The 23,164-nt window shown below is 70.4% G+C and carries 22 protein-coding genes; 17 read left to right on the top strand and 5 right to left on the bottom strand.

The window, feature by feature from the left end:
- Window positions 1–515: 515 nt before the first annotated feature.
- On the bottom strand, window positions 516–1,334 hold the full coding sequence (locus tag ACTYVM_RS22930; protein WP_445527742.1) for an SDR family oxidoreductase: 819 nt from the start codon (window positions 1,332–1,334) through the stop codon (window positions 516–518).
- Window positions 1,335–1,437: 103 nt separating this feature from the next.
- On the opposite strand from ACTYVM_RS22930, the gene ACTYVM_RS22935 reads away from it, so the two are divergent.
- Window positions 1,438–2,037: a TetR/AcrR family transcriptional regulator gene (locus tag ACTYVM_RS22935; RefSeq protein ID WP_445527743.1), complete on the top strand. Its 600-nt coding sequence runs from the start codon at window positions 1,438–1,440 to the stop codon at window positions 2,035–2,037.
- 119 nt (window positions 2,038–2,156) lie between these two features.
- Window positions 2,157–2,414 carry a transposase gene (locus ACTYVM_RS22940; RefSeq protein WP_445527744.1) on the top strand — a complete coding sequence of 86 codons (258 nt, stop codon included), beginning with the start codon at window positions 2,157–2,159 and terminating at the stop codon, window positions 2,412–2,414.
- Here the strand turns inward: ACTYVM_RS22940 and ACTYVM_RS22945 are convergent.
- Complete coding sequence (locus ACTYVM_RS22945) at window positions 2,377–2,835, bottom strand: hypothetical protein (protein WP_445527745.1); 459 nt, start codon at window positions 2,833–2,835, stop codon at window positions 2,377–2,379. The two genes, ACTYVM_RS22940 and ACTYVM_RS22945, sit on opposite strands and share 38 nt — an antisense overlap.
- 170 nt (window positions 2,836–3,005) lie before the next feature.
- Between ACTYVM_RS22945 and ACTYVM_RS22950 the strand changes: the two genes are divergently transcribed.
- From ACTYVM_RS22950 to ACTYVM_RS22985, 8 genes are all read left to right on the top strand, one after another.
- Window positions 3,006–3,671, top strand: a complete 666-nt coding sequence (locus tag ACTYVM_RS22950) for a nitroreductase (protein WP_445527746.1) — start codon at window positions 3,006–3,008, stop codon at window positions 3,669–3,671.
- A gap of 153 nt (window positions 3,672–3,824) precedes the next feature.
- Complete coding sequence (dnaN, locus tag ACTYVM_RS22955) at window positions 3,825–4,964, top strand: DNA polymerase III subunit beta (RefSeq protein ID WP_445527747.1); 1,140 nt, start codon at window positions 3,825–3,827, stop codon at window positions 4,962–4,964.
- Window positions 4,965–5,171: 207 nt separating this feature from the next.
- Complete coding sequence (locus tag ACTYVM_RS22960; protein WP_445527748.1) at window positions 5,172–6,728, top strand: ATP-binding protein; 1,557 nt, start codon at window positions 5,172–5,174, stop codon at window positions 6,726–6,728.
- Entirely contained in the window at window positions 6,725–7,171 is a 447-nt protein-coding gene (locus ACTYVM_RS22965) for a roadblock/LC7 domain-containing protein (protein WP_445527749.1), read from the top strand. The genes ACTYVM_RS22960 and ACTYVM_RS22965 overlap by 4 nt, the downstream gene beginning before the upstream one ends.
- Entirely contained in the window at window positions 7,168–7,527 is a 360-nt protein-coding gene (locus ACTYVM_RS22970) for a DUF742 domain-containing protein (RefSeq protein WP_445527750.1), read from the top strand. Before ACTYVM_RS22965 ends, ACTYVM_RS22970 begins: the two co-directional genes overlap by 4 nt.
- 61 nt (window positions 7,528–7,588) lie before the next feature.
- A complete protein-coding gene (locus ACTYVM_RS22975) occupies window positions 7,589–8,137 on the top strand; it encodes a GTP-binding protein (protein WP_445527782.1) in 549 nt (182 codons plus the stop codon).
- Complete coding sequence (locus ACTYVM_RS22980; protein ID WP_445527751.1) at window positions 8,134–9,483, top strand: cytochrome P450; 1,350 nt, start codon at window positions 8,134–8,136, stop codon at window positions 9,481–9,483. The genes ACTYVM_RS22975 and ACTYVM_RS22980 overlap by 4 nt, the downstream gene beginning before the upstream one ends.
- Before the next feature lie 114 nt (window positions 9,484–9,597).
- Entirely contained in the window at window positions 9,598–10,800 is a 1,203-nt protein-coding gene (locus ACTYVM_RS22985) for a cytochrome P450 family protein (protein WP_445527783.1), read from the top strand.
- A 55-nt stretch (window positions 10,801–10,855) separates the two neighbouring features.
- On the opposite strand, the gene ACTYVM_RS22990 is transcribed toward ACTYVM_RS22985, so the two are convergent.
- Window positions 10,856–11,296, bottom strand: coding sequence for a VOC family protein (locus tag ACTYVM_RS22990; protein WP_445527752.1), 441 nt, complete (start codon window positions 11,294–11,296; stop codon window positions 10,856–10,858).
- Between the two features lie 377 nt (window positions 11,297–11,673).
- Between ACTYVM_RS22990 and ACTYVM_RS22995 the strand changes: the two genes are divergently transcribed.
- Window positions 11,674–12,417 (top strand): nucleotidyltransferase domain-containing protein, encoded by a 744-nt coding sequence (locus ACTYVM_RS22995; protein WP_445527753.1) that lies wholly within the window; start codon window positions 11,674–11,676, stop codon window positions 12,415–12,417.
- Between the two features lie 43 nt (window positions 12,418–12,460).
- Here ACTYVM_RS22995 and ACTYVM_RS23000 read toward each other — a convergent pair whose 3' ends face one another.
- On the bottom strand, window positions 12,461–13,516 hold the full coding sequence (locus tag ACTYVM_RS23000) for an ROK family protein (RefSeq protein WP_445527754.1): 1,056 nt from the start codon (window positions 13,514–13,516) through the stop codon (window positions 12,461–12,463).
- A 292-nt stretch (window positions 13,517–13,808) separates the two neighbouring features.
- Here ACTYVM_RS23000 and ACTYVM_RS23005 point away from each other — a divergent pair, with 292 nt between their 5' ends.
- From ACTYVM_RS23005 to ggh, 5 genes are read left to right on the top strand one after another with little or no spacing between them, the layout of a single operon-like run.
- Window positions 13,809–15,116: an extracellular solute-binding protein gene (locus ACTYVM_RS23005; RefSeq protein WP_445527755.1), complete on the top strand. Its 1,308-nt coding sequence runs from the start codon at window positions 13,809–13,811 to the stop codon at window positions 15,114–15,116.
- 9 nt (window positions 15,117–15,125) lie between these two features.
- A complete protein-coding gene (locus tag ACTYVM_RS23010) occupies window positions 15,126–16,007 on the top strand; it encodes a carbohydrate ABC transporter permease (RefSeq protein WP_445527756.1) in 882 nt (293 codons plus the stop codon).
- The gene (locus ACTYVM_RS23015) at window positions 16,004–16,843 is read left to right on the top strand and encodes a carbohydrate ABC transporter permease (protein ID WP_445527757.1); all 840 of its coding nucleotides are present in this window, start codon (window positions 16,004–16,006) and stop codon (window positions 16,841–16,843) included. The genes ACTYVM_RS23010 and ACTYVM_RS23015 overlap by 4 nt, the downstream gene beginning before the upstream one ends.
- An 8-nt stretch (window positions 16,844–16,851) precedes the next feature.
- Window positions 16,852–17,940, top strand: coding sequence for an ABC transporter ATP-binding protein (locus tag ACTYVM_RS23020; RefSeq protein ID WP_445527758.1), 1,089 nt, complete (start codon window positions 16,852–16,854; stop codon window positions 17,938–17,940).
- A gap of 1 nt (window position 17,941) precedes the next feature.
- Complete coding sequence (gene ggh, locus ACTYVM_RS23025; RefSeq protein WP_445527759.1) at window positions 17,942–19,288, top strand: glucosylglycerate hydrolase; 1,347 nt, start codon at window positions 17,942–17,944, stop codon at window positions 19,286–19,288.
- 119 nt (window positions 19,289–19,407) lie between these two features.
- On the opposite strand, the gene ACTYVM_RS23030 is transcribed toward ggh, so the two are convergent.
- Window positions 19,408–21,321, bottom strand: a complete 1,914-nt coding sequence (locus tag ACTYVM_RS23030) for an alkyl/aryl-sulfatase (protein ID WP_445527760.1) — start codon at window positions 21,319–21,321, stop codon at window positions 19,408–19,410.
- Between the two features lie 373 nt (window positions 21,322–21,694).
- Between ACTYVM_RS23030 and ACTYVM_RS23035 the strand changes: the two genes are divergently transcribed.
- Window positions 21,695–23,050 carry a DUF2254 domain-containing protein gene (locus tag ACTYVM_RS23035; RefSeq protein WP_445527761.1) on the top strand — a complete coding sequence of 452 codons (1,356 nt, stop codon included), beginning with the start codon at window positions 21,695–21,697 and terminating at the stop codon, window positions 23,048–23,050.
- The last annotated feature ends 114 nt before the right edge of the window (window positions 23,051–23,164 follow it).

The following is a 23,164-nucleotide window of genomic DNA, read 5'->3' on the forward strand; positions in this document are numbered from 1 at the left end:
GGTGCAAGATTTCGGTGCGGCTGCTGGACGCTGCGGTGCCGCCGTATGGTGTCAGGCACCCGCCCAGATACGTAGGCGTGGTCTTCGAGCGGCTTTCGCGTGCTCGGACCTGTTACACCTTCATCTACTCGGCGGTAGCCAGCAGCGGAGCGATGTCGTGGTAGAAGACGCGCATGCGCCACACTTTTCCATCCCGCAGAGCGTCAGTAGCGGGAGCACCTGATTCCTGAACGCGTCCGGGCCCCGGTGAATGCCGCCCCACGGCAGCGCCGGAGGCACGCTCTCCTCGAAGTCCTCGTGCATCGCGGCGGGGAACGTGTCACCGTCACCCGGGAACGCTGATTCATACAGTTCGCGAACGATTTCCAGACTCGTTCAAGCACTTGCTGTCGCGGTCATGGTAAATACTCCTTCTGCGTTGTGAATTCGGGAAGCGATTCGGCCGGACGTTCCGAATGACCGATTGCCCTGGGGGGCGGTCTTCCGCCCTCCTGGCCCCAGCGCAGTGTCGCCGGTCAGCCCTGCGCGATCCGGGAGACGTGCTGCCAGTCGGCCCAGGTCTTGAGGCGGTCGGCGTAGAGGGGCTCGATGATCTCGATGGGCTCGGTGCCGAGCAGCACCCGCAGCGGCGGGTTCTCGGCGTCGACGATCTGCAGGAGGGCGGCGCCGGCGGCGCCGGGTTCGGCGTAGCGGGCCTCGCCGAAGCGGGTCGCGATGGCCTCGCGTACCTGGTCGTAGGCGGCGTTCGGCTCGGCCTGTGTGGCGGAGGAGCCGCCCCAGTCGGTGGCGAAGCCGCCCGGCTCGACGATGGTGACCTTGATCCCCGCGCCGGCGACTTCCTGGGAGAGGGAGTCGCTGAAGCCTTCGAGCGCCCATTTGGAGGCGTGGTACGCGCCGAGCGACGGGAACGCGGCGATACCGCCGACGGACGAGACCTGCACGATGTGGCCGCTACCCTGCGTGCGCAGGATCGGCAGCACGGCCTGGGTGACCCAGAACGCGCCGAAGAGGTTCGTCTCCATCTGGTCGCGCAGCTGCTGCTCGGTGATCTCCTCGACCATGCCGAACAGTCCGTAGCCGGCGTTGTTGACCACGACGTCGAGGCGGCCGAACTTCTCGTGCGCGGCGGCCACCGCGGCGCCGGCGGCCGCCTTGTCGGTGACGTCGAGGGCCAGCGGCTGAACGGCCTCGTCGCCGTACTTGGTGACCAGGTCGTTGAGCGCGGCGATGTTCCTGGCGGTCGCGGCGACCTTGTCCCCGCGCTCCAGTGCGGACTCGGCGAACGCGCGGCCGAGGCCGCGGGACGTACCGGTGATGAACCAGACCCTGCTCATGACTCCTCCTTGGGGGATGGCCTTCCGGGGCTGTCCCGGCGTCTCCTTCACTCTAACCCACAAAGTTAGACGGGTCTAAAAATACACTCGTCTAGGAATTAGGATGTACGATGAACTCGTGGGAGGAACCGTGAACCTGCGCGAACGCAAAAAACTGGCGACCTGGCGCGCCATCCAGTCCGCTGCTCTGCGGCTCTTCGACGAGCAGGGCTACGAGGCCACGACGGTCGAGCAGATCGCGGCGACGGCGAATGTCTCGCGCGCCACCTTCTTCAACTACTTCGCCAGCAAGGATGCTGCGGTCCTGGATCAGGATCCTGAGGAGCGGCTCAACTGGCAGGCCCTGATGGACGACCGTCCTGCGGACGAACCGCTCTGGGACTCACTCACCGCGATCCTGACGGGGTTCTGCGAGAGTTTGCGCGACCGCATGCCGCTGCAGCGTCGCCTCAAGGCGCAATCGCCCGCCTTTGCGCAGTCGGCCCAGAGCTTCGGCGAGCAGTTCTTCAACGACCTGAGGCACTGGACGGAGTCCCGCGTCACTGGCTCCGACAACCTGACTCCCATCCTGCAGCTGAACCTCGCGGTAGCCGCCACGATCACCGCCTATCAGACCTGGCCTGCGGAAGAGTCCTTCAACGGGTACCTGCGACGCCTGGAACGCTGTCTCCGCCAGGCGGGCCCCGGCACGCCCAGCGAGTGACACGTCCACTGCACCGCTGCGTCCGCGTGCAGTCGGCCGGGCCGCGAACGGCTGAGGGCACGTGGTGTGAGTCTTCCCTCGTCGCGTAGAGACCCTGACTGCAGGGGATGTTGGGAGTCATGGCGGAGAGGAGGCGGAAGTTCGACGCGGAGTTCCGTGAGGGGGCTGTGCGGATCGTGACCGAGACCAGGAAGCCGGTCGCCCAGGTCGCGAAGGACCTGGGGATCAACGAGACGACACTGGCCAGCTGGGTGCCGCGGGCCCGCAGCGCCGGCGTGGCCTGGCTCGGGGACCATCCCGGCGACCGTCGGCGATGTCGGGCACCGTCGGCGGACATGCTCACGGCAGGTCGTTGCGCCCCAGCCATGCCGGCCTGACCGGCACTCCGTCCGAGTACCGCTCGACCTGCTGCTCCGCGGGTTCAGCCGCCGCAGTGACGGGCACACCCGACGCCGCCTGCACCACAGGTTCCGGAACGGTGGGCGCGTTCGGCGCCTCCACCGCGGGTTCCGGGGCGGCGGGCGCATCGGAGTCCTCAAGCAGTTCCGCCACCGTGAACCGGGTGACGAACGACTGCCACGCCCCGTCTATGACGAGCAGGAACCCGTCGTCCTGCCGCAGGAGCCGACGGCGCTTGGGACTTCTGGGGTGCTCGGGTGAGTGGCTTCGCGCCCGCCGTTCCAGCTCCGCCAGTGCCTCCTCACGCGGTCCGGTGACGTGAGCCACCACGTATGCCTCGATGTGCTTGCGTTCCCCGACGCCCACGGTCGTCTCGATGATCAATCCCCATGTCGTCATGTTCTTCGCCCCTCTGTCCTCGATACGGCCGCGCCACCCGCTGTCTACAGCACGGCTCGGAGCGAGAAAAATCAACCGGAGGACGAACGGTCCCGGGCGGGGGCCTGCGGCTGCCGGCGGTCTGGAGACGGTAGAGAGGTGCTTGCCGTTGAGTGAGGGGAAGAGCGGACGTGGATGTGTACGAAGCTGTGGACAGTCGTCGGGCTGTGCGGGCGTTCAGCGATGAGCCGGTGTCCAAAGAGGTACTCGAACGCGTGCTGGCCGCGGCGACGCGGGCCCCGTCGAGTGGGAACCTCCAGCCGTGGCATGTGTATGTCGTGACCGGCGAGCCCCTGGCCGAGCTGAAGAGGCGCGCAACAGCCAGAGCATGGGCGGGAGACCCGGGGGATGAGCGGGAGTATCCGATGTACCCGGCCGAACTGGCCTCGCCGTACGTGGACCGTTTTTCCGCCGCGGCTGCTCAGCGGTACAAGGCACTGGGCATCGAGCGCGACGACCCCGACAGGCCCATGAAGATCGCCGCCTTGAACTCGCAGGCCTTCGGGGCCCCGGTCGTGCTGTTCTGCTACGTCGATCAGACGATGGGGCCAGGGCAGTGGGCGGACGCGGGGATGCACTTGCAGACGGTCATGCTGCTGCTGAGGGCGGAAGGGCTGCACAGCTGCCCTCAGGTGATGTGGACGATGTATCGCAGGACCGTCAGCCAGATCGTGGGAGCCGATGACGGGCTCGCGTTGTTCTGCGGTGTCGCGGTGGGATTCGAGAAGGAGGGCGTGCCACGGCTGCGTACCGGGCGGGCGGACGTGACAGAGACAGTCAGCTTCATCGGAGTGTGACCGGGCCTGCCGGCCTCGCGTCGGCCCCGGCGCTCGCGGCTCGTGTTCGGAGAAGACACCGACGCGGAGGCGTTGGGCCGACCAGAGCGTCAGTGTCAGTGCTGACGTATAGCGTGCGCGGATCAACTGGTGCGACACGATGGGGATGTACGGATGGAGTTCCGGATCGAGCGAAGCGCTCTCGCGGAGGCCGTGGCCTGGGCGGCGAAGTCACTTCCCGCGCGTTCGCCGGTGCCCGTGCTGGGCGGCCTGATGCTGGATGCGCGGGAGGGACGACTGAGCATCTCGGGCTTCGACTACGAGGCGTCCGCGAACATCGAGGTACCGGCGGAGACTCAGGCAGCCGGCCGGGTGCTCGTGCTGGGGCGCAGACTGCTGGACATTTGCCGGGTGTTGCCCGATGCGGTGGTGGCGTGCGCGCTGGAAGGCACACGCTTCACGATGGAAGGGGGCGGTACTCGCTTTGGGCTGTCGACGTTGCCCACGGAGGAGTACCCGGCGCTTCCCGAGCTTCCCGCGTCGCACGGGACCGTGGACGCGGCTGAGTTCGCGGCGGCGGTCGCGCAGGTCGAGATGGCCGCGGCCCGTGACGACTCGCTCCCGGTGCTTACGGGGATTCAGCTTCGGCTGGATGGTGGGTCGATGACGTTGGCCGCCTCGGACCGGTACCGGTATGCGGTGCGCACGATGCCGTGGAAGCCGGAAGGGACAGGTTCCGAGGCGGTGGAGATGGTGGTTCCCGGCCGGAGGCTGACCGAGATCTCCCGTTCGCTGGCGAAGTCGGGGCTGATCCGCATCGGGCTGAACGGCTCAAGCGGCTCGGGTGGCGGCCTGATCGCCTTCGAGGGTGCCGGGATGCGTACGACACTGCGGCTGCTGGAAGGGCGACTGCCGCGCTACGACAAGTTGTTCGCACTGGACGGCCCAGCGGTCGCGGTCACGCAGCGAGAGGCGCTCGCCGACGCGGTCCGCCGTGTCGCGGTCGTGGCGGAGCCGAACAGCCCCATCCGACTCGACTTCTCCGCCCAGGGAACGGTCCTCCTGCAGGCGGGATACGAAGACGACATCGCCTCGCAGCAACTCACGGCCACTTTGACCGGAGCCGATGACCTGGCAGTTGCCTTCAACCCCGCATATCTGCTGGAAGCCCTCACCTCTTTCAGTGGCTCACGCGTGCGCTTCGAACTTCTGGGCGCAGGCCAGCGGGCGCTGCTCAGTGGCGACCCGGACGCGGATGACGCGTCGCGCGACGACCACCGTCATCTGCTCATGTCAGTACGGCAGTTGAGCTGACAGGGATACGTCGGCGCAGGGGCGTCAACGCGCCATTTCCGGCGGTCTGGTGTGGCTGGAACAGATCGATCCCTCAACAATTCCGACCGGTTCGCCTACGCTCTGCATGCTCCCGACCCCCAAAAGGGGGTTCGATGTGTCATGAAAGGTTTTGCTTCTCGTGGCTGGCACCGGTGTCTGCAGGGTCGTCAGGTCGGGACCGCTGTGGTGAGCCGAACGGTAAGGGAGCCACGACGCGACCCCGGTGCGAGCGCCGCGGTCGCCGGATGGGCCGTCGCCCTGCTGGCCGCCGCCGGTGTGGCGTGGGCCGCCGTCAGCGCGCACGCCGAGTGGCACCGGGCCCTCGCGGGAGCCTGTGCCGCGGCCGTCGTCCTGCTGATCGCCCGCGTAGTGATCCTCACCCGGCGGCTGTCCACCGAGCGTGCCCTCCGTGCCCGGGAGGCCGGGGTCGCCGGCGCCCGGGGCACCGAGGTGGCGCATCTGGCCGCGGTGCGCGTCCCGGCCATCGCCGAGCGGCTGCGCACCGGACAGCGACTGGAGGGTGTGCCGGGGCCGGTGGCGTCGCCGGAGGAGACCGGCGAGGAGTTCGCCCGGGCGCTGGACTCGGTCGTCGTGGCGCTCGGCTCGAACGCGGCCGTGCACCGCGAGCGCGCCCTGCGCGACTCGGTGCAGGCCGCCTTCGAATCCGTGGCGCGCACCATGCACGTGATGGCGACCGTGCAGCAGCAGGTCCTGGACGAGGTCGAGCGCTCCCTCGAGGACCCCCGTCTGATGGCGGACGTGATGAAGGCCGACCACGCGGCCTCGCAGATGACCCGCAAGGCGCAGACGCTTCTGGTGATGTGCGGAATCTGGCCCGCCCGTCGGGAGACCCGACCGGTCTCGCTCTACGACTGCGTACGGGGCGCCCAGTCCCGGATCGTGGAGTTCGGGCGGATCGAGGTGCACGGCGGACAGACCCTGTACGCGGTGCCCCCGGCGGTGGAGGGGCTGATGCACTCCGTCGCCGAACTCCTGGAGAACGCCACGGTGTTCTCACCGTCCAGCTCCACCGTCGTCGTCAACGTGCGGGAGGTGGGCGCCGGTGCGGTCATCGAGATCGACGACGCCGGGCTCGGGATGCCGCCGGACGTCCTGCACCAGGCCCTCGGCCAGCTCCGCGACGACCTGGACCTGACCCGCCTGGGTGCGGTGCCCCGGCTCGGCCTGGCGTGTGTCGGGCGCTGGAGCCGGGAGCTGGGCTTCAACGTGGAGCTGAGTGGGGCTTCGGCGTACGGCGGCACACGGGCGGTGATGTTCGTGCCGTTCCGGCTGCTGACCGAACCGCTGCCGAGACCCGCCACACACCGCCGTCCGACGATCGAACCGGCCGAGCACGTCGGGCCTGTCGTGCCCCTGGCAGGCGTGCGCGACGACGCCCCCGTACCGGCCGGGCACACCGACGACGCCCCCGAGCCGGCCGGCGCACCCGCCCCGACGACGGCCGGTCTGCCCCGGCGGCGCAGCCGGCGCGGTGCCGCCCGGGCCGCGACCGCCGCACGGCACTCGGCGCCCGATCCGCTGCCCGGTGCCGCGCCCGCCGAACCCTGGACGCCGGAGGCGGCACGCGCCTCGATCACCAGTGTGGTGTCCGGGACGCTGCGCGGCCGGGCGGCCGTCGACACGGACGGCGACGCGGACGGCGACACCGAACCGGCACCGCCCCCGCACGGCGGACAGTCCCTGCCCAGCACCCCGCACGAGCACGCCGGAGGCCGACCGTGACCGGAACCATCACCCGACTGCCCGATCTGGGGTGGATGCTCCGCCCACTCACCGAGATTCCCGGCGTCCGGCACGCCGTGGTGGTGTCCGAGGACGGGCTGCGTCTCGGGCACGCCTCCGCCGAGAACCTCTCGGGTCCGGTGGCCGGCCTGAGCGTCGCCGACGCGGAGTCGCTCTCGGCGGCCTGCGCGGCGATGACCATGACGGGCCGGTCCACCAGCGCGCTGCTGTTCGGGCCGGGTGCCGGGACACGCCAGCTGATGCTGGAGACCGACCAGGGGTTTGTGCTGTTCACCCACGCCGGGGTGGGCGCGCACCTGGGGGTCGCCACCGATCTGGACGCTGACGTGGGCCTGGTGGCCCAGCAGATGCAGTTGCTGGTGGCGAAGATCGGCGCGCACCTGAGCAGTCTGCCCCGGGACCAGGCCGCCGCGTCGTCATGACGGAGCGGCCTGAGGTGCCGAGGGCCTCGGCGATCCGCCCGTATGTCATCACACGCGGCCGCGCGGAGTGCGAGGGCGAGCCGCTGTCGTGGGAATCCCTGGTGATGACGGCGGAGGCAGTGTTCCCCGCCGCCCTCCAGCCGGAGCACCTCGCCATCCTGAAGCACTGCGAGGGGCTCATCTCGGTCGGGGAGGTGGCCGCTCACCTCGGCCAGCCGCCGTCGGTCGCGCAGGTGCTGCTCTCCGATCTCCTCCGATGGGGGCTGATCGTGACCCGCCCGCCCATCCCGCCGGCCGAACGCGCCGATGTGACCGTGCTCAGAAAGGTCCTCCATGGTCTCGAAAGCTGCCTGTGAAACCCGGGCCGAGGCCGTCCCGCCGCCCGCCGCGGCCGGCGGGAAGTACCTCGACTCGAACGTGTCGGGCGCGGCGAAGATCCTGGTCGTCGGCCCGCTGGGAGTGGGCAAGACGACGCTGATCGGTACGGTGTCGGAGATCGAACCGCTCTCGACCGAGGCGTCGATGACCCAGGCGGGCGTGCGGGTCGACCCGGACGTGGACAGCGGCAAGAAGACCACCACGGTCGCCCTCGACTTCGGCCGGCTGACCATCGACGGCGACCTGGTCCTGTATCTGTTCGGTACGCCCGGCCAGCAGCGGTTCCTTCCGGCCTGGCAGGACCTGGCCAAGGGGGCGCTCGGCGCGCTTGCGCTGGTGGACGCCCGGGACCTGGCGGCGTCTTTCGACGCGCTGGGCAATCTGGAGGACCTGGACCTGCCCTTCGCGGTCGCCGTCAACGTCTTCCCGCGCGGCCCCCGACACGACGCCGACGACCTCCGTACGGCCCTCGATCTGCTGCCCGACACCCCGCTGGTGACCTGCGACGCACGGGACCGGGCCTCGTCGTTCCGGGCGCTGATCGCCCTGGTCCGCCACCTCATCCACGTCGCCACGGAGTCCTCATGAGCACGCCGCACCCCACGGCCGGGCCGGCCGTCAGCTGCCCCGTGACGGGCGCCCCCGGCGCGGCGGCCGCGCTGTACGGGCCCGGCCTCGACGGCAACACGATGCCCGCGCTGTACGAGGAACTGCGCGGCACACACGGCCCGGTGGCGCCGGTGTCCCTCGCCCCCGGCATCGACGCCTGGCTGGTCCTGGGCCACCGCGAACTGCTCCGGCTCACCCGCGAGGAGCAGGACTTCTCACACGATCCGCGCCGGTGGAGCCTGCTGCGCGAAGGCCGGGTGCCGGCCGACGCGCCGATCCTGCCGATGGTCGGCTGGCGCCCCGCGCTGCTCTTCGCGGACGGGCAGCAGCACCGCAGGATGCGCAACGCGGTCTCGGACGCGCTGGCCGGGATCAACGGGCACGAGCTGCGCCGCAGCGTCCGGGCCACCGCCGAGGCGCTGATCGCCGGATTCGCGGCGCACGGCGAGGCCGACCTCGTCGCCGCGTACGCGCGCAGGCTGCCGATGCGGGTGATCGCGGGGCTGCTCGGGGTGGACGACGGGACCGGCCGGGAGCTGGTGGAGGCGGTGGCGGGCCTCGTGTCCGCCACCAGCGGGGCGGGGGACGCCAGCCGCAGGATGGGCGCCATCCTGCAAGGACTGATCGAGGAGAAGCGGCGGGTGAGGGGCGACGACATCGTCTCGGCGCTGCTGCACCACCCGGCGCGGCTCACCGACGAGGAGGTGCTGCACAACCTGGTGGTGATGTTCGTCGCAGGCAACCAGACCACGGTGAACTGGATCGCCACGACGCTGCGCATCCTGCTCTGCGACCCCGCGCTGCGCTCCTCGCTGAGCGGCGGCCACCTCAGCGTGGACGACGCGCTCGACCTGGTCCTGTGGCGCTTCCCGCCCACCCAGAACTTCCCGGCCCGCTACGCCACCCGCGACATGAGGTTCGGCGGCCAGGACATCCGGGCGGGCGACATGCTGATCCTGGGCCTGGCAGCGGCCAACGCGGATCCGGAGGTCCTGCCGGCCGACGGCACCCCGGTGGTCGGCAACCGCTCCCATCTGGCGTTCGGCGCGGGCCCGCACACCTGCCCCGCCCAGGACCCGGCCCGGCTGATCACCCGGACCGCGGTCGACACGATCCGGCACCGCCTGCCCGACCTGGAACTGGCCGTTCCGGAGGACGAGTTGGAGTGGATCAACTCGCCCTGGAGCAAGGGCCTCGGCACGCTGCCCGTGCGCTTCACCTCGCCGCAGTTGCCGCAGGGCCCGGTGCCCCCTCAGACGGCCGAGGCCCCCGCCCCCGCGTGGCCGCACCGGCACGCGGCACAGCCACAGGCCCGGCCGCGCTGACCCGTTCAAAGCCCGCCCTTCCTCGGCTTGCCCCTCTCCCCTCCTCCCCTCCCAAGACCTGGAGCCCTGTTGAACACGTCACCGGTGGACCCCGCGGCCGACCGTCCGCACCGCCTGGACCCGGCGGGAGGCTGCCCGCACGCGGCCAACGCCCGGCTGCTGGCCCGGGGGGCGGTCACCCCGGTGGTCCTCCCCGGCGAGGTGGAGGGGATGGCGGTGCTGGGCCACGACGCGCTGAAGGAGTTCCTCGCGCATCCCGACGTCGCCAAGAACGCACGGCACTTCACGGCGCTCCAGGCCGGGGAGATAGCCGACGGCTGGCCGCTGAAGACGTTCGCCACGGTGCAGGGGATGACGACCGCGGACGGCGCCGACCACCGGCGGCTGCGGTCTCTCATGAGCAAGGCGTTCACGGCCCGCCGGGTCGAGGAACTCCGCCCGTACGTGGGGCAGCTGACGTCCCGTCTGCTGGACGGCCTGGAGGCGGCCGCCACCGAGGACGGCGTCGTGGATCTGCGTACCCACTTCGCGCTGCCGCTGCCGATGGGCGTCATCTGCGAACTGCTGGGCGTGGACGAGGCCCACCACGACCGGCTGCACCACCTCTCCAACCAGATCGTGGCCACGGACATCGGCCCGGCCGAGGCGATGGCGGCCAACCGGGAGATGGTGGAGGTGCTGAGCGCGGTCGCGGCCGCACGGACGGCCGATCCGGGGGACGACCTCACCAGCGCGATGATCGCGGCCCGTGAGGAGAGCGGCGACCGGTTCAGCCCGCACGAGCTGATCGGCACGCTGATGCTGACCATCATCGCGGGGCACGAGACGACGCTGAATCTGATCACGAACGCCGTACGCGCCCTGTGCGCCCATCGGGACCAGCTCGACCTGGTCCTCTCCGGCGGGGCGAGCTGGGCGGACGTGGTGGAGGAGACCCTGCGCTGGGACAGCCCGGTCAGCTACTTCCCGTTCCGCTACCCGACCCGCGATCTGACCCTGGACGGCACCCTGATCCCCCAAGGCACCCCGGTCCTCGCAGGGTACTCGGCAGCCGGCCGCGACACACGGGCCCACGGCCCGGACGCGGCACGCTTCGACATCACCCGCACCGGCGAGTCCCGCCATCTCTCCCTGGGACACGGCGCGCACTACTGCATGGGCGCACCCCTGGCCCGCCTGGAGAGCACCACGGCCCTGGAACAGCTCTTCACCCGCTTCCCGGCCCTGGACCTCGCGATCCCGGAGCCGGAACTGCCGCGCCACGCCTCGTTCGTGGGGAACAGCGTGCGGAAGCTGCCGGTGCGGCTGAAGAGGTGAGGGAACACCGTGACCGTTCTGGCCGACCGCGGGCATCTTCCCCCGCAGACGGGACCTAGCCGATCCGTTCGGCCAGAGCGACGATGATTCCCGAGGGGCCGCGGAGGTCGCAGAGTCGGTAGACGTTCTCGTACTGCGCCACCTCGCCGAGGAGTTCGGCGCCATGGCAGCGCGGACGGGTGATCGTGTCGTCGATGTCGTCGACGGCGAACATGACACGGTGCAGGCCCAGAGTGTTGGGTGGCGGGTTGAGCGGTCCGGCGGTGATCGCCGCGGGGGTGTGGAACTTCGTCAGCTCCAGCTTGCCGTGGCCGTCCGGGGTGCGCATCATCGCGATGGCGCTGCGGACCCCGTCGAGGCCGACCATCTGGTCCGCCCAGATCCCCTCGATCTGCGCTTCGCCCTCCAGCTCCATGCCGAGCTCGGTGAAGAAGGCGATGGCAGCCTCCAGGTCGTCGACGACGATGCCTACGTTGTCCATCCGCTGAATCGTCACGAGGTGCTCCTTCTTCGTCGCGCAGTCCGTTCTGGCTACTGTTACCCCTGGGACGGAAGCAGACTCCGTACGATGATCAGCGTGACTGAACGCCGCACCCTTGGCACTGGCCCCGAGGCCCCCGCGCCCAGCATGCGCGCCGCCCAGGCCGACCTTCTCGACGGACTCCCCGGGATCCGTCTCCCCGACCTTGACGAGTTGCGGGCCCGTGGGGCGCTCGGAACCCACCCGACGACGTCCGCGAGCCCGCGGCGGACCCTTGGAGCCGGCGGCCGCGCCGACGAGGAACCACCCCACCTCCCCGACTGACTCGCCCTCAGCGGCGGATCCCGCCCCGCCGCAGCGACCGACCTGAGATTCCACGTACGCTCCCAGGCATGCAGCCCGAGGACCTGGTACGCGACCACACGATCTACGCCTGTGTCATGGGGTCGCGTGCCTTCGGGTTGGCGACGGACGGCAGCGACACGGACCGCCGGGGCGTCTTCCTCGCCCCCACGGCCCTGTTCTGGCGCTTCGAGAAGCCGCCCACGCACGTCGAAGGGCCGCTCCCCGAGCAGTTCAGCTGGGAGCTGGAACGCTTCTGCGAACTGGCGCTGCGCGCCAACCCGAACATCCTGGAGTGCCTGCACTCGCCCCTGGTCGAGCACGTGAACGACACCGGCCGCGAGCTGCTGTCCCTGCGCGGCGCCTTCCTCTCCCGGCAGGTTTACGACACCTTCACCCGCTACGCCCTCGGCCAGCGCCGCAAACTCGACGCCGATGTCCGTACGACGGGCTCCCCGCGCTGGAAGCACGCGATGCACCTGCTCCGCCTGCTGATGACCGTCCGCGACCTGCTGTGCACGGGCGAGCTGCGCATCGATGTCGGCGACCAGCGGGAGCCCCTGCTCGCGGTGAAGCGGGGTGAGGTCTCCTGGGCGCGGGTCGAGGCCCGCATGGCCCGGCTGGCGACGGAGACCGAGGAGGCCCTGGGGCACACCCCGCTTCCGCCGGAACCGGACCGCGCGCGCGTGGCCGACTTCCTGTTCCACGTGCGCTGCGCCTCGGCCGATCAGCCGGACGCGCACCACGAAGTCGTCCAGGACGCCGTGCGCGGTGGCCGCGTCGGGCAGGGCTGAGCGGGCCTGCGCCTCGTCGAGCGCCGACCACCAGGATGACGGCTCACACCGCTCTGCCGAGCGCGGCGTCCACCACATCGGGGCGCAGCACGTGGTCGGCGACCTTGCGGGCCAGACCGGTGGTGACCGCGTGTTCACCAAGGGCGCCGGGGGTCACCTTGAGCGTCGCGGTGATGGCGCTGAGCGCTGTCCGCCTCAGCTGTTCGTCGACGGCCTCGACCACCGTGGGGATGCGGCCGATGATTCCGCCGAGCACGAGCGAGCCCGGGTTGAGCATGGAGCTGAGGGCGGCCAGTACCGTGCCGACGTGCCGGGCGGCCGTGGTCAGCGCCTCGGTCACCCGGGCGTCGCCGGCCTGGTCGCGGGCGACGAGTTCGTCGAGGCTCGACAGCTTCAGCTGCTGGGTGAGCGCGTGGCCCGACGCGTACGCGGCGACGCAGCCGTACTGCCCGCAGCGACACCTGGGGGCGTGGTCGGACGCGATCCGGATGTGCCCGATGTCCCCGGCCGCCCCGTCCTCGCCCCCGAGGAGCATTCCGTCGACGACCAGGCCGGCACCCAGGCCGTGTGCCCACTTCACCGCGAGCAGGGTGCCCGCGGTGTGGACCGACGCCTCCCCGATGGCCAGAGCTCGGGCGTCGTTCTCCAGGAGCACCGGCACCTGCCACCGCTGCCTGATGCGTTCCGTGACCGGGTAGTCCTTCCATCTGGGCATGGTCCACATCCGGCCGGGCCGGCCGGTCCTGGGGTCGATGGGGGCGGGCAGGCCCGTGCCGACCCCCACCAGCCGCTCCTGGGGATCTCCCTGGGCCAGCAGCTCGGCGCCCGCGTCGAGCAGCGGCAGCAGCGTGGCGTCCGCCTCGCTGTGGTACATGTCGACGAGGGCCTGGCGGGACCGGAGTTCGCGGCCGTGGATGTCGATGACGCCGACCCGGGCCCGGGTGTGCCCGATGTCGACGGCCAGCACCCGCAACCAGCGGTCGTCGAACCGGATGAGCTGTGCGGGCCGGCCCCGTGAGGATGCCAGTGAACCCGTCTCGTACACGAGTCCCGCGTTGACCAGTGGCACCAGCCGTGCCAGCAAGGTGGGCCGTGACATGCCGGTGGCCTCCAGCAACTGCTGCCGCGTCCACTCGTCGCCCGACCTGATGAGGGCGAGCAGCCGACCCGGACTGGCGCTGGGTGAGCGATATGACTCTCTGTCCCGCGGCCCTGTGCCCCAGCCGTCCGTGCTCCGATGCGCAACCAATTGCCGTCGCCCCTCTTGACGCGCTCATGACATCTACGGCTTTACTTACGTCACCCCGCTTTACGTAAGTAGGTTTTACAAAAATCTGTCGACCTCAAACCCCCAACCACCCACCCATCGGAGGCCGATGATGACTGCCCAGATGTCCAGACGCACCCTGTTCGGCCTCGGACTCGGCGGTGCCGCGGCAGGTCTGCTGACCGCATGCGCGGGAGCATCCACCACGGGGGCGAGCAGTGGCGCGCTCAGCTTCCTGTCCACCCAGTTCATCCCCATCGAGGAACGGCAGAAGTTCACCGCCATCCTCAAGAACCGGGTCAAGTCGCCTGCCGTCGCGTTCAACTCGGTCGAGGCCGGAACGTTCGCCACCACGGTCACCTCGCAGGTGAAGGCCGGTCGTGTGTCGGTGAGCCTGCTCGGCGGGCTCCATGGTGACCTCGCCCCGCACACCGACCGGCTTCTCGACCTGGACGACCTGCTCGGCGAGCTGTCCGACGCGCACTTCTCACGGCAACTGGTCGACGTCGCCAAGTACGGCGGCGCGACGGCCAAGTACGTCCCCTGGATGCAGGCGTCGTACGTCCTGGCCGTCCACAAGAAGGCGCTGCGGTGGCTGCCCAGCGGCGTGGACGTCCACAACCTCACCTACGACCAGTTCCTGAGCTGGATGACCGCCGCCAAGAAGGGCGCAGGCAAGCCGGTCTTCGGGCTCCCCGCCGGCCCCGACGGCCTGTACCACCGCTTCTTCCAGGGCTATCTGCTGCCCAGCTTCACCGGGGGCCAGGTCGTCCCGTTCCGCAGCCCGGACGCGGTCGAGGCCTGGAAGTACATGAAGGAGCTGTGGGCCGTCTCGACGCCCGCGTCCACCAACTACGCCTATATGCAGGAGCCGTTGAGTTCCGGCGAGGTCCTGGTCGCCTGGGACCACGTGGCCCGGCTGCTCGACGCCCCCGCCAAGAAACCCGACGAGTGGCTGATGGTGCCCGCCCCCCGAGGCCCCAAGGGTCTGGGGTACATGCTGATCGTGGCCGGGCTCGGAATTCTGAAGAAGTCTCCCCGGCAGAAGGAGGCCCAGGACGTCATCAAGGCGCTGTGCACACAGGCCGCCCAGGAGGATGTGCTGCGCGAGAACGGCTTCTTCCCCACCGTCGGCGGGGACCTGCCGAGCGGGCTGCCGGCCGCGGTCGCAATGGAGGCCGACGCCGTCTCCCGCCAGCAGAGCGCCAAGGACGCCATCGCCTCGCTGCCCCCGGTGGGCGTGGGCACCCTGGACGGCCAAATATCCCAGGTCTTCAAGGACTGCTTCACCCTGATCTGCCTGCAGAACAAGCCGGTCCAGTCGTCCCTGGACCAGCAGGCGAACAAGCTCAACGCCCTGCTCAAGCAGGTCAAGGCACCCTGCTGGGCACCGGACGACACCACGGCGGGCCAGACCTGCCAGGTTGCGTGAGAGGGCCGGATGTCCTCACCCGTTCGACAGCGACGCCGGCAGTCCCGCGGCCCGCGCACGGCCGCGGCCGTCCTGCTGGCACCGTCCACCCTGTTCATGAGCCTGCTGTTCCTCTGGCCGCTGGGTGTCGGCATCGGCCAGGCGATCCACGGACCGCACGGTTTCACCACCGACCACCTGCGGCAGATGGTCGAAGACCCGCAGTTCTGGCCGTCGGTCCGCAACACCGTGCTGCTGATCGCCGTGGTCGTCCCCGTGCAGTTCGCGGTCGCCATCGTGATGGCGCTGCTGTTGCGGGCGAATCCGCGGTTCTCGCAGGGCTGGTTCTATCTGTGGGTCATCCCGCTGGCGATCAGCGACCTGGCCGCCGGCCTGGTGTGGCTGTCGGTCTTCGCCGACCAGGGCTACCTCAACTCGATCCTGGTGGACCTCGGGCTCCCCACCTACTCGTGGCTGTCCTACCAGCACCCCGTCACCATGTTCCTGTGCGTGGCGATCGCCGAGATCTGGCGGGCGACCTCGCTGGTGCTGGTGATCGTCGTCGCCGGCATGCAGGGCATCCCGCGTGATTACGAGGAGGCCGCCGAGGTCTTCGGCGCCACCTACTGGCAACGGCTGCGGTACGTGCTGCTGCCGCAGCTGCGCCCCAGCCTGCAGGTCGCGCTGATCCTGCGCACCGTCCTCGCGCTCCAGACCTTCGCCGTGGCGCAGGCGCTGACCGGGCAGAACTTCCCGCTGCTCGTCGGCCAGACCTACCACTGGTACAACACGCTGCAAAGCCCCGAAGTGGCCGCGGCCATGGCCCTGGTGGTGCTCGGGCTGTCCCTGGCCACCTCCATGGTCTACCTGCGGGCCCTGCGTGACCGCACTCCCGGGGGGAACCCGCGATGACCGACTCACAGGCGGCCACGGCGCCGGAACGCAGGCGACGTCCGCGGATCATGCTGCACCTGGCCTGTATCGCCGTGTCGCTGGCGATGGCAGTGCCGCTGTACCTGATCGCGCTGGCCGCGTTCTCCACCCCGGACGCACTGAACGAGTTCCCGCTCTCGCTGGTTCCCGCGCAGGTGTCCGCGGACACCATGAGCTCCTTCCTGGACTCCGTCGGAGTGCTGCCGGGACTGGTCAACTCCCTGCAGGTGGGCGCCGGGGCGCTGCTGCTGTCGCTGCTGCTCGGGGTGCCCGCCGGCTACGCGCTGGCCCGGTACACCTTCCGCGGCCGGGACGCCTACCAGCTGTTCATGCTGCTCAGCAGGGCGCTTCCCATCGTGGTGCTGTCGGTGCCGCTCGCCCAGCTGTTCCTGTCCACCGGCCTGTACGACTCCACGTACGCGGTCGTACTGCTGCACACCGCTCTGGCACTGCCGACCACCGTTCTGATCACCACCTCGGTGTTCGTCGCGGTACCGCCCGACCACGAGGAGGCGGCGGCCGTCTTCGGCGCCACACCGCTCACCACCTTCTTCCGCGTGGTGCTGCCGCAGACCCTGCCGGGTATCTCGGCGGCGGCCCTGTTCACCTTCGTCACCTCCTGGAACGAGGTGCTGGGAGCCGCGATCCTCACCCTGGACCGGCGCACGCTCCCCGCCCAGGTGCTCAGTACCCTCGGCAACTCGCCGCTGGCCTACCGCTATGCGGGCGGCTTCGCCCTGGTGGTGCCGGCGCTGGTGTTCATCGCGTTGATGCGCCGCTACCTGCTCAACATGTGGGGCACGACCCTCCGGTAAGGAAAGACATGGCCGACATATCCCTGCGCAACATCGTCAAGACCTATCCCGGAACCGGACGCCCCGCCACCGAGAACATCTCCCTGGATGTGGCCGACGGTGAACTGCTGGTGCTCGTCGGGCCGAGCGGCTGCGGAAAGACCACTCTGCTGCGCATGATCGCCGGACTGGAGAGCCCGGACTCCGGCACCGTGAGCATCGGCGGCCGGGACGTCACCGACCTGCCGGCCCGGCAGCGCAACGTCTCGATGGTCTTCCAGTCCTACGCGGTCTTCCCGCACATGAGGGTCCGGCAGAACATCGGCTTCGGCCTCATGCTCGCCAAGGTGCCCAAAGAGAAGATCGCCGAGCGGGTGGAGCGCGCCGCCGAACTGCTCGACCTCGGCGACTACCTCGACCGCCACCCCGCCCAGCTCTCCGGCGGGCAGCGGCAGCGCGTCGCGGTGGCCCGGGCCATCGTGGTCGACGCCGACGTCCTGCTGATGGACGAACCGCTGTCCAACCTCGACGCGCTGCTGCGGTTGCAGTTCCGTTCCGAGTTCAAACGCATCGTCCGGCAGATCGGCACCACCACCGTCTACGTCACCCACGACCAGGCCGAGGCGCTCTCGCTCGGCGACCGGGTCGCCGTCATGCGCGACGGGCGCATCAGCCAGCTCGGCGACCCCATCGACGTCTACGACCGTCCCGCGGACTCGTTCGTCGGCGGCTTCCTCGGCGCCCCGCCGATGAACTTCCTCCCGGTGCGCGTCACCAGCGAGGCCGGCCGCACCGGTCTGACGCTGGGCGAGCTGAGCTGGGCCGGCCCCGAGCACCTCGCCTCCTTCGCCGACCGTCCGGTGCTGCTCGGCGTGCGGGCCGAGAACATCACGGTCAGCACCGGCGACGTGCCCGGTTCACTGCCCGCCGAGATCGACGTGGTCGAGCCGACGGGCGCCGCGACCCTGCTGACCTGTCGGCTCGCCGGCCACGAGATCAAGGCGCAGGTGCCTGCCACGTTCCGCGGGGAGCCCGGCACCCGGGTGTCCCTCACCTTCGCCGATCCCGCTGTGCGCTTCTACGACTCCGAGACCTCACTGCTGCTGGAGAACGCCTGACATGGCCGCCCCGACCGAATCCGCCCTTGCCGCCCACGCCGCCTATGTACTGCGCGGCAACGACACCGGCACGCTGACCACCGCGGCGCCCAAGCTGTACCCGCACCAGTGGAGCTGGGACGCGGCCTTCATCACGATGGGCCTGTCCACCCTCTCGGTGCCGCGGGCCGTCGCCGAACTCGACTGGCTGCTCGCCGCGCAGTGGAGCACCGGCATGCTGCCGCACATCGTGTTCGCCCCGGACACCGACTACTTCCCCGGTCCGGACGTGTGGGTGTCCCAGTGCTCCGAGCACGCGCCGAAGTCGGTGCGGACCTCGGGGATCTGCCAGCCGCCCGTGCACGCCATCGCCGTGCAGCAGGTGCTGGCTGCGGGGCGCCGGGCCGGCGGTACGGCACGGGAGGAGGCCGAGGAGTTCGTCGCCCGCACCTTCGACCAGTGGCTGGCGTGGCACCGCTGGCTGGACCGCGTCCGCGACCCGCACGACCGCGGCCTGCTGGAGATCCACCACGGCTGGGAGTCCGGAATGGACAACTCACCGCGCTGGGACGCCGCCTACGCGGCCGTGCTGCCCCGCGAGGAGACCGAGCTGCGCCGCCATGACCTCGCGCACGTGGAGGACGCCGCGCAACGCCCCACGGACGCCGAGTACCAGCGGTACCTGTGGCTGGTCCGTCAGATGCGCGAGGTCGGCTACGACGACGAGCGGGTCCGCGATGTCGTCGACTTCCGCATGGTGGACGTCTTCATGTCCGCGATCATGGCCATCGCCAGCGACGTCCTGGCCGAACTCGGCGACGAACTGGGCCGGTCGGCCGAGGCGGCGGAACTGCGGGAGACCGCCGGCCGCTTCCGCCGTGGTGTGCTGTCCACCGTGTCGCCGGAGACCGGGCTGGCACGGGATCTGAACGTGCTCACCGGTGCCTGGGTGCAGACGGAGACCATCGCCGGATTCGCCCCGTTGCTCAGTGGCGGCGACGACGCGCTCGTCGAACGGCAGCTCGCGCTGCTGGCCTCGGAGCGCTGGTGCGGCCACCCCGAGTTGAAGTTCGCCGTACCGCCGTCCACCTCGCCGCGCAGCGCCGACTTCCGGCCCCGCTCGTACTGGCGCGGACCGCAGTGGCCCGTGGTCAACTGGCTGTTGACCTGGGCGCTGAACCGGCAGGGGGCGACGGAACTCGCCGAGTCGATCCGCGGCGAGTCCCTGCGCCAGCTGGCCGACCTGGCCTTCGGCGAGTACTACGAACCCTTCACCGGCGAGGCGCTGGGCAGCCGCCACCAGTCGTGGACCGCGGCGGTGACGCTCGGCTGGCTGAGCGACGAGCCCGCACCGGAGACCCACCGATAGACGGCACGGCACGTGACGAGGTGACCCCCGCGCTGGCAGCGCTCGCCGCCGGATCGCCAACGCGGCTGCGAACACCGGGCCGCCCGGCGGAGGACGCGGGGCGGCGTCGAGCCGTCCTCTCACGGCGTGACGATGGCGAAGTCCGGGTCCGGATCGCCGAGGTAGCCGAGAAGTTCGGTGAGTTTGCCCGGGTCACCGGTGATGGTGACGTCTGCGCGCGCCGCCAGGTCGCCGGGGGAGACAGTCCCGAGCAGGACGGCCCGCAGGCTGGGCTCGGCGAGGGTGATCTCGACGTCCGTGGCGGCCGTGGCGGGTCCGGTGCCGGTGCCGGTGACGTGGGTGAGGACGCCGTTGCGCAGCTGCTGGGTGACGGGCTCGCCGTCGGTGAGGTTCCAGCGGACGCTGATGTCCGCGTCCCAGCTGCGCGGGCCGTCCACCCGGACGGCGAGGGCGTCGAACAACTGCTCCAGCGCCAACGCGGCCACCACGTCGGGTGAGGCGGTGACGGTGGGCGTGCCGACCGAGCCGTGGCGCAGTTCGTGTGCACCCATCAGGTAGAAGTTCCGCCAGGTGCCGTTTTCGCTGCCGTACCCGAGCTGTTCCAGGGCATCGGCCTGCAAGGTGCGGGCTTCGGCGTTGTCCGGTTCGGCGAACAGCACGTGGTTGACGACCTGGGCCACCCAGCGGAAGTCACCATCCTGGTAGGACCGGCGAGCGCGGCGCAGGACCTCTTCCGCGCCGCCCATGAACTCCACGTACCTCCTGGCGGCTTCGACCGGGGGATGCTCCCACAGGTGGGCCGGATTGCCGTCGAACCAGCCGAGGTAGCGCTGGTAGATCGCCTTGGTGTTGTGGCTGACCGAGCCGTAGTAGCCGTGGGTGTGCCACGCCCGCTCCAGCGCCGGGGGCAGCGTCATCTGCTCGGCGATCTCCAGTGCCGTCAGGCCCTGGTTGAGCATCCGCAGGGTCTGGTCGTGGAGGTAGGCATACAGGTCGCGCTGCGCGGTCAGGAACTCCACGACGCGCTCTCGACCGAAGGTGGGCCAGTGGTGCGAGGCGAACGCCACATCGCTGGACGCGGCGAACAGGCCGATGGCTTCGGCAAGGTAGCGGGCCCACACGCGCGGGTCGCGGACCTCGGCACCCCTCAGCGTGAGCAGGTTGTGCAGGTTGTGGGTGGCGTTCTCCGCCATGCACAGCGCCGCACGATCGGGGAAATGGATGTTCATCTCCGCAGGCGCCTCGGTGCCCGGAGTGAGCTGGAAGACCATCCGAATGTTGTCGACGGTCTCCGTCTGCCCGGTCCGGGTGATGTCCAGTGTCGGCGGAATCAGGCCGACCGCACCGGTCGAGGTCGTCTGTCCCAGGCCCGATCCGACCTGCCCGCGCTCACCCTTCGACAGAGCGGCGCCGTACATGTAGGCGGCACGGCGGCCCATGGCCGTACCGGCGTGGACGTTCTCGCTGACCGCGTGTTCCAGAAAGCCGTGCGGGGCGAACACCGGCACGCCGCCGGCGATGTCCTCCTCGCCGACGACACCCCGCACACCGCCGAAGTGGTCGGCGTGACTGTGGGTGTACAGCACGCCGGTCACCGGGCGCTCCCCCCGGTGGGAACGGTAGAGGGCCAAACCCGCTGCCGCGGTCTCGGCGCACAGCAGCGGATCGATGACGAAGACACCGCGCTCGCCCTCCACCAGCGTCATGTTCGACAGATCGAAGCCGCGCACCTGGTAGATACCGTCGGTCACCTCGAACAGGCCGTGGTCCGCGCACAGCCGGCTCTGCCGCCACAGGCTCGGATTCGCCGTGTCCGGGCACTCCCGGTCGAGGAAGCCGTACGCGCCCAGATCCCACACCGCGCGTCCCGCCCGGTCGCGGATGAGGTCGTCCTGCGCCGTGCCCACAAACCCGCGGCGAGCGTCCTCGAGGTCCTGCGTGTCACGGAAGGGAAGGCGCCTTCTCACCTCGTCGTTGGCCCTGGCGATCCCCGGCTGTGCGGCCTTGGCCCCACTGTACTGAGACAACACCATCTCCCTCACAGGCGGTGAGCGCGATCGACCAGCGCAGGCACTTTCATGGCTCGCTCCACCCTCACCCGCCCTCTGCCGCCCCACCAGCCGAGATCCTCCGTCGGAGGGGTACCGCGTGCTCCGTCTGCCCGGTCGGAGAGCGGCAGTGCTCGTCGCGACCGCGCCGTCTCATCCGCCCGGCTGAGCCGGTTCGCCCCGCGGCCGGCGCGGCTCGATGATCGAAGTCCCCTGCCTGTCACGGCAAGCACCGAGGAGGCCGACCAGTGAACGAGTGCCGGGCGTGCAGCAGGCCACCGCCCCGGTCCGAGCCTGCGCACACACAGGTGGAGACCGCTGACGTCGGTGGCTGGACCCACGCGCCGGCGAGCACCCGGTGACGTCCGGAACCTGGGCGCGGCGTCCGCTGCACGGCCGCCCGGGCCACCGTGTCCGTGGCCTGCGCGGCCCAGGCACGGCCGCGGCCCTGGTCACGGGTGGAGTGCTGCTGGGCTGGTTCCTGCCGCGCTGGGAACGGAGGCTACCGGTGCGCGGCCTGGGATTCGACGCCTCCACGGCGCAGGCGACCCTCGCCGCGGTCGCCGGCAGCATGATCACGCTGGCGGGGTTCATCGTCACGGCCATCACCCTGGTCGTGCAGACCGTCCAATCCATGTCCCCCCGACTGGTCGCGGCCCTCGGCCACTTCAGCCGTTACATCGTGCTGTTCGGCCTGCTCATCGGCACCGCCGTGTACGCGCTGGTGGCACTCAGCCACGTCCGCGGCAACAGCGTCCCACGCCTGAGCGTGACCGTCGCGATCACGCTCGTCCTCATCGACGCCGTCGTCGTCCTGTACCTGCTGGCCTCACTGCGCCACGCGGTCACCGGCGGCGGCCTGTCCCGCGGTGTCGGACAACGCCTGCGCACCGTCATCGAACACCAGTACCCCCCGGCCACCCGGACCGCCGCGCTCGCCGACCTCGCAGACCTCGCAGACCTCGCAGACGACGGGAACCGCCAGGGCACACTCCTGGTCACACACCGCGGCCGGCCATCCGTCGTCGTCTCCGTCAATGAAGGACGCATCACCCGGCTCGCCGCCCAGAACCGACTCCACATCCACCTCACCCACGCAGTGGGTGACTTCGTCACCACAGGGGACCTCGTGGCGCGCGTGAAGCCGGAAGGAGCCACCGTCGGGCCGCGGTTGGCGCGCCGGATCAGCGCCTGCGTGCGCTACGGCCCCAGCCGCACCCTCGAACAGGACACTTCGTACGGCTTGCGACTCCTCGCCGACATCGCCGTCCGCGCCCTCTCCCCCGCCGTCAACGATCCCACCACGGCCGTCCAGGCCCTCCACCAGATCGAGGACGCGCTGCTGCGACTCGCACAGCGCCCCCTCGGCCCCACCTGGCTCCTCGACACCCACGGCACACCCCGCGTCCACCACCCGGCCCCGCAATGGCCGGACCTCGTCTCCCTCGCCCTCGACGAAACCCTCCTCTACGGCTCCTCCAGCCCTCAGACCGCCCGGCGACTCCACGCCCTCCTCCAACGCCTGCGCGCCGCCGCACCCCCGAACCGGCTGCCGGCCCTCACCGAACGGGAGCAAGCCCTCCGACGCCTCGTCGCCGAACACCTCACCGACCCACTCCTGACGCATCTGGCAAGCCGACCGGACCAGCAAGGACTCGGCAGCCCCTCCCCCACACGCACGGCCGCTGACGAACCACCAGGCGAAGTCGAATGACCCGCCCCCCCGTGACCAAGGTCGACGCGTTGTCGTGGCGGGAGTTCGGGACGTAGGTCGCCGATCCGTGCCGGTGGGACGGCTGCACGAAGGTCGTCGTCAGCGGCAAGCGCG

This window comes from Streptomyces cyslabdanicus, from assembly GCF_052663305.1.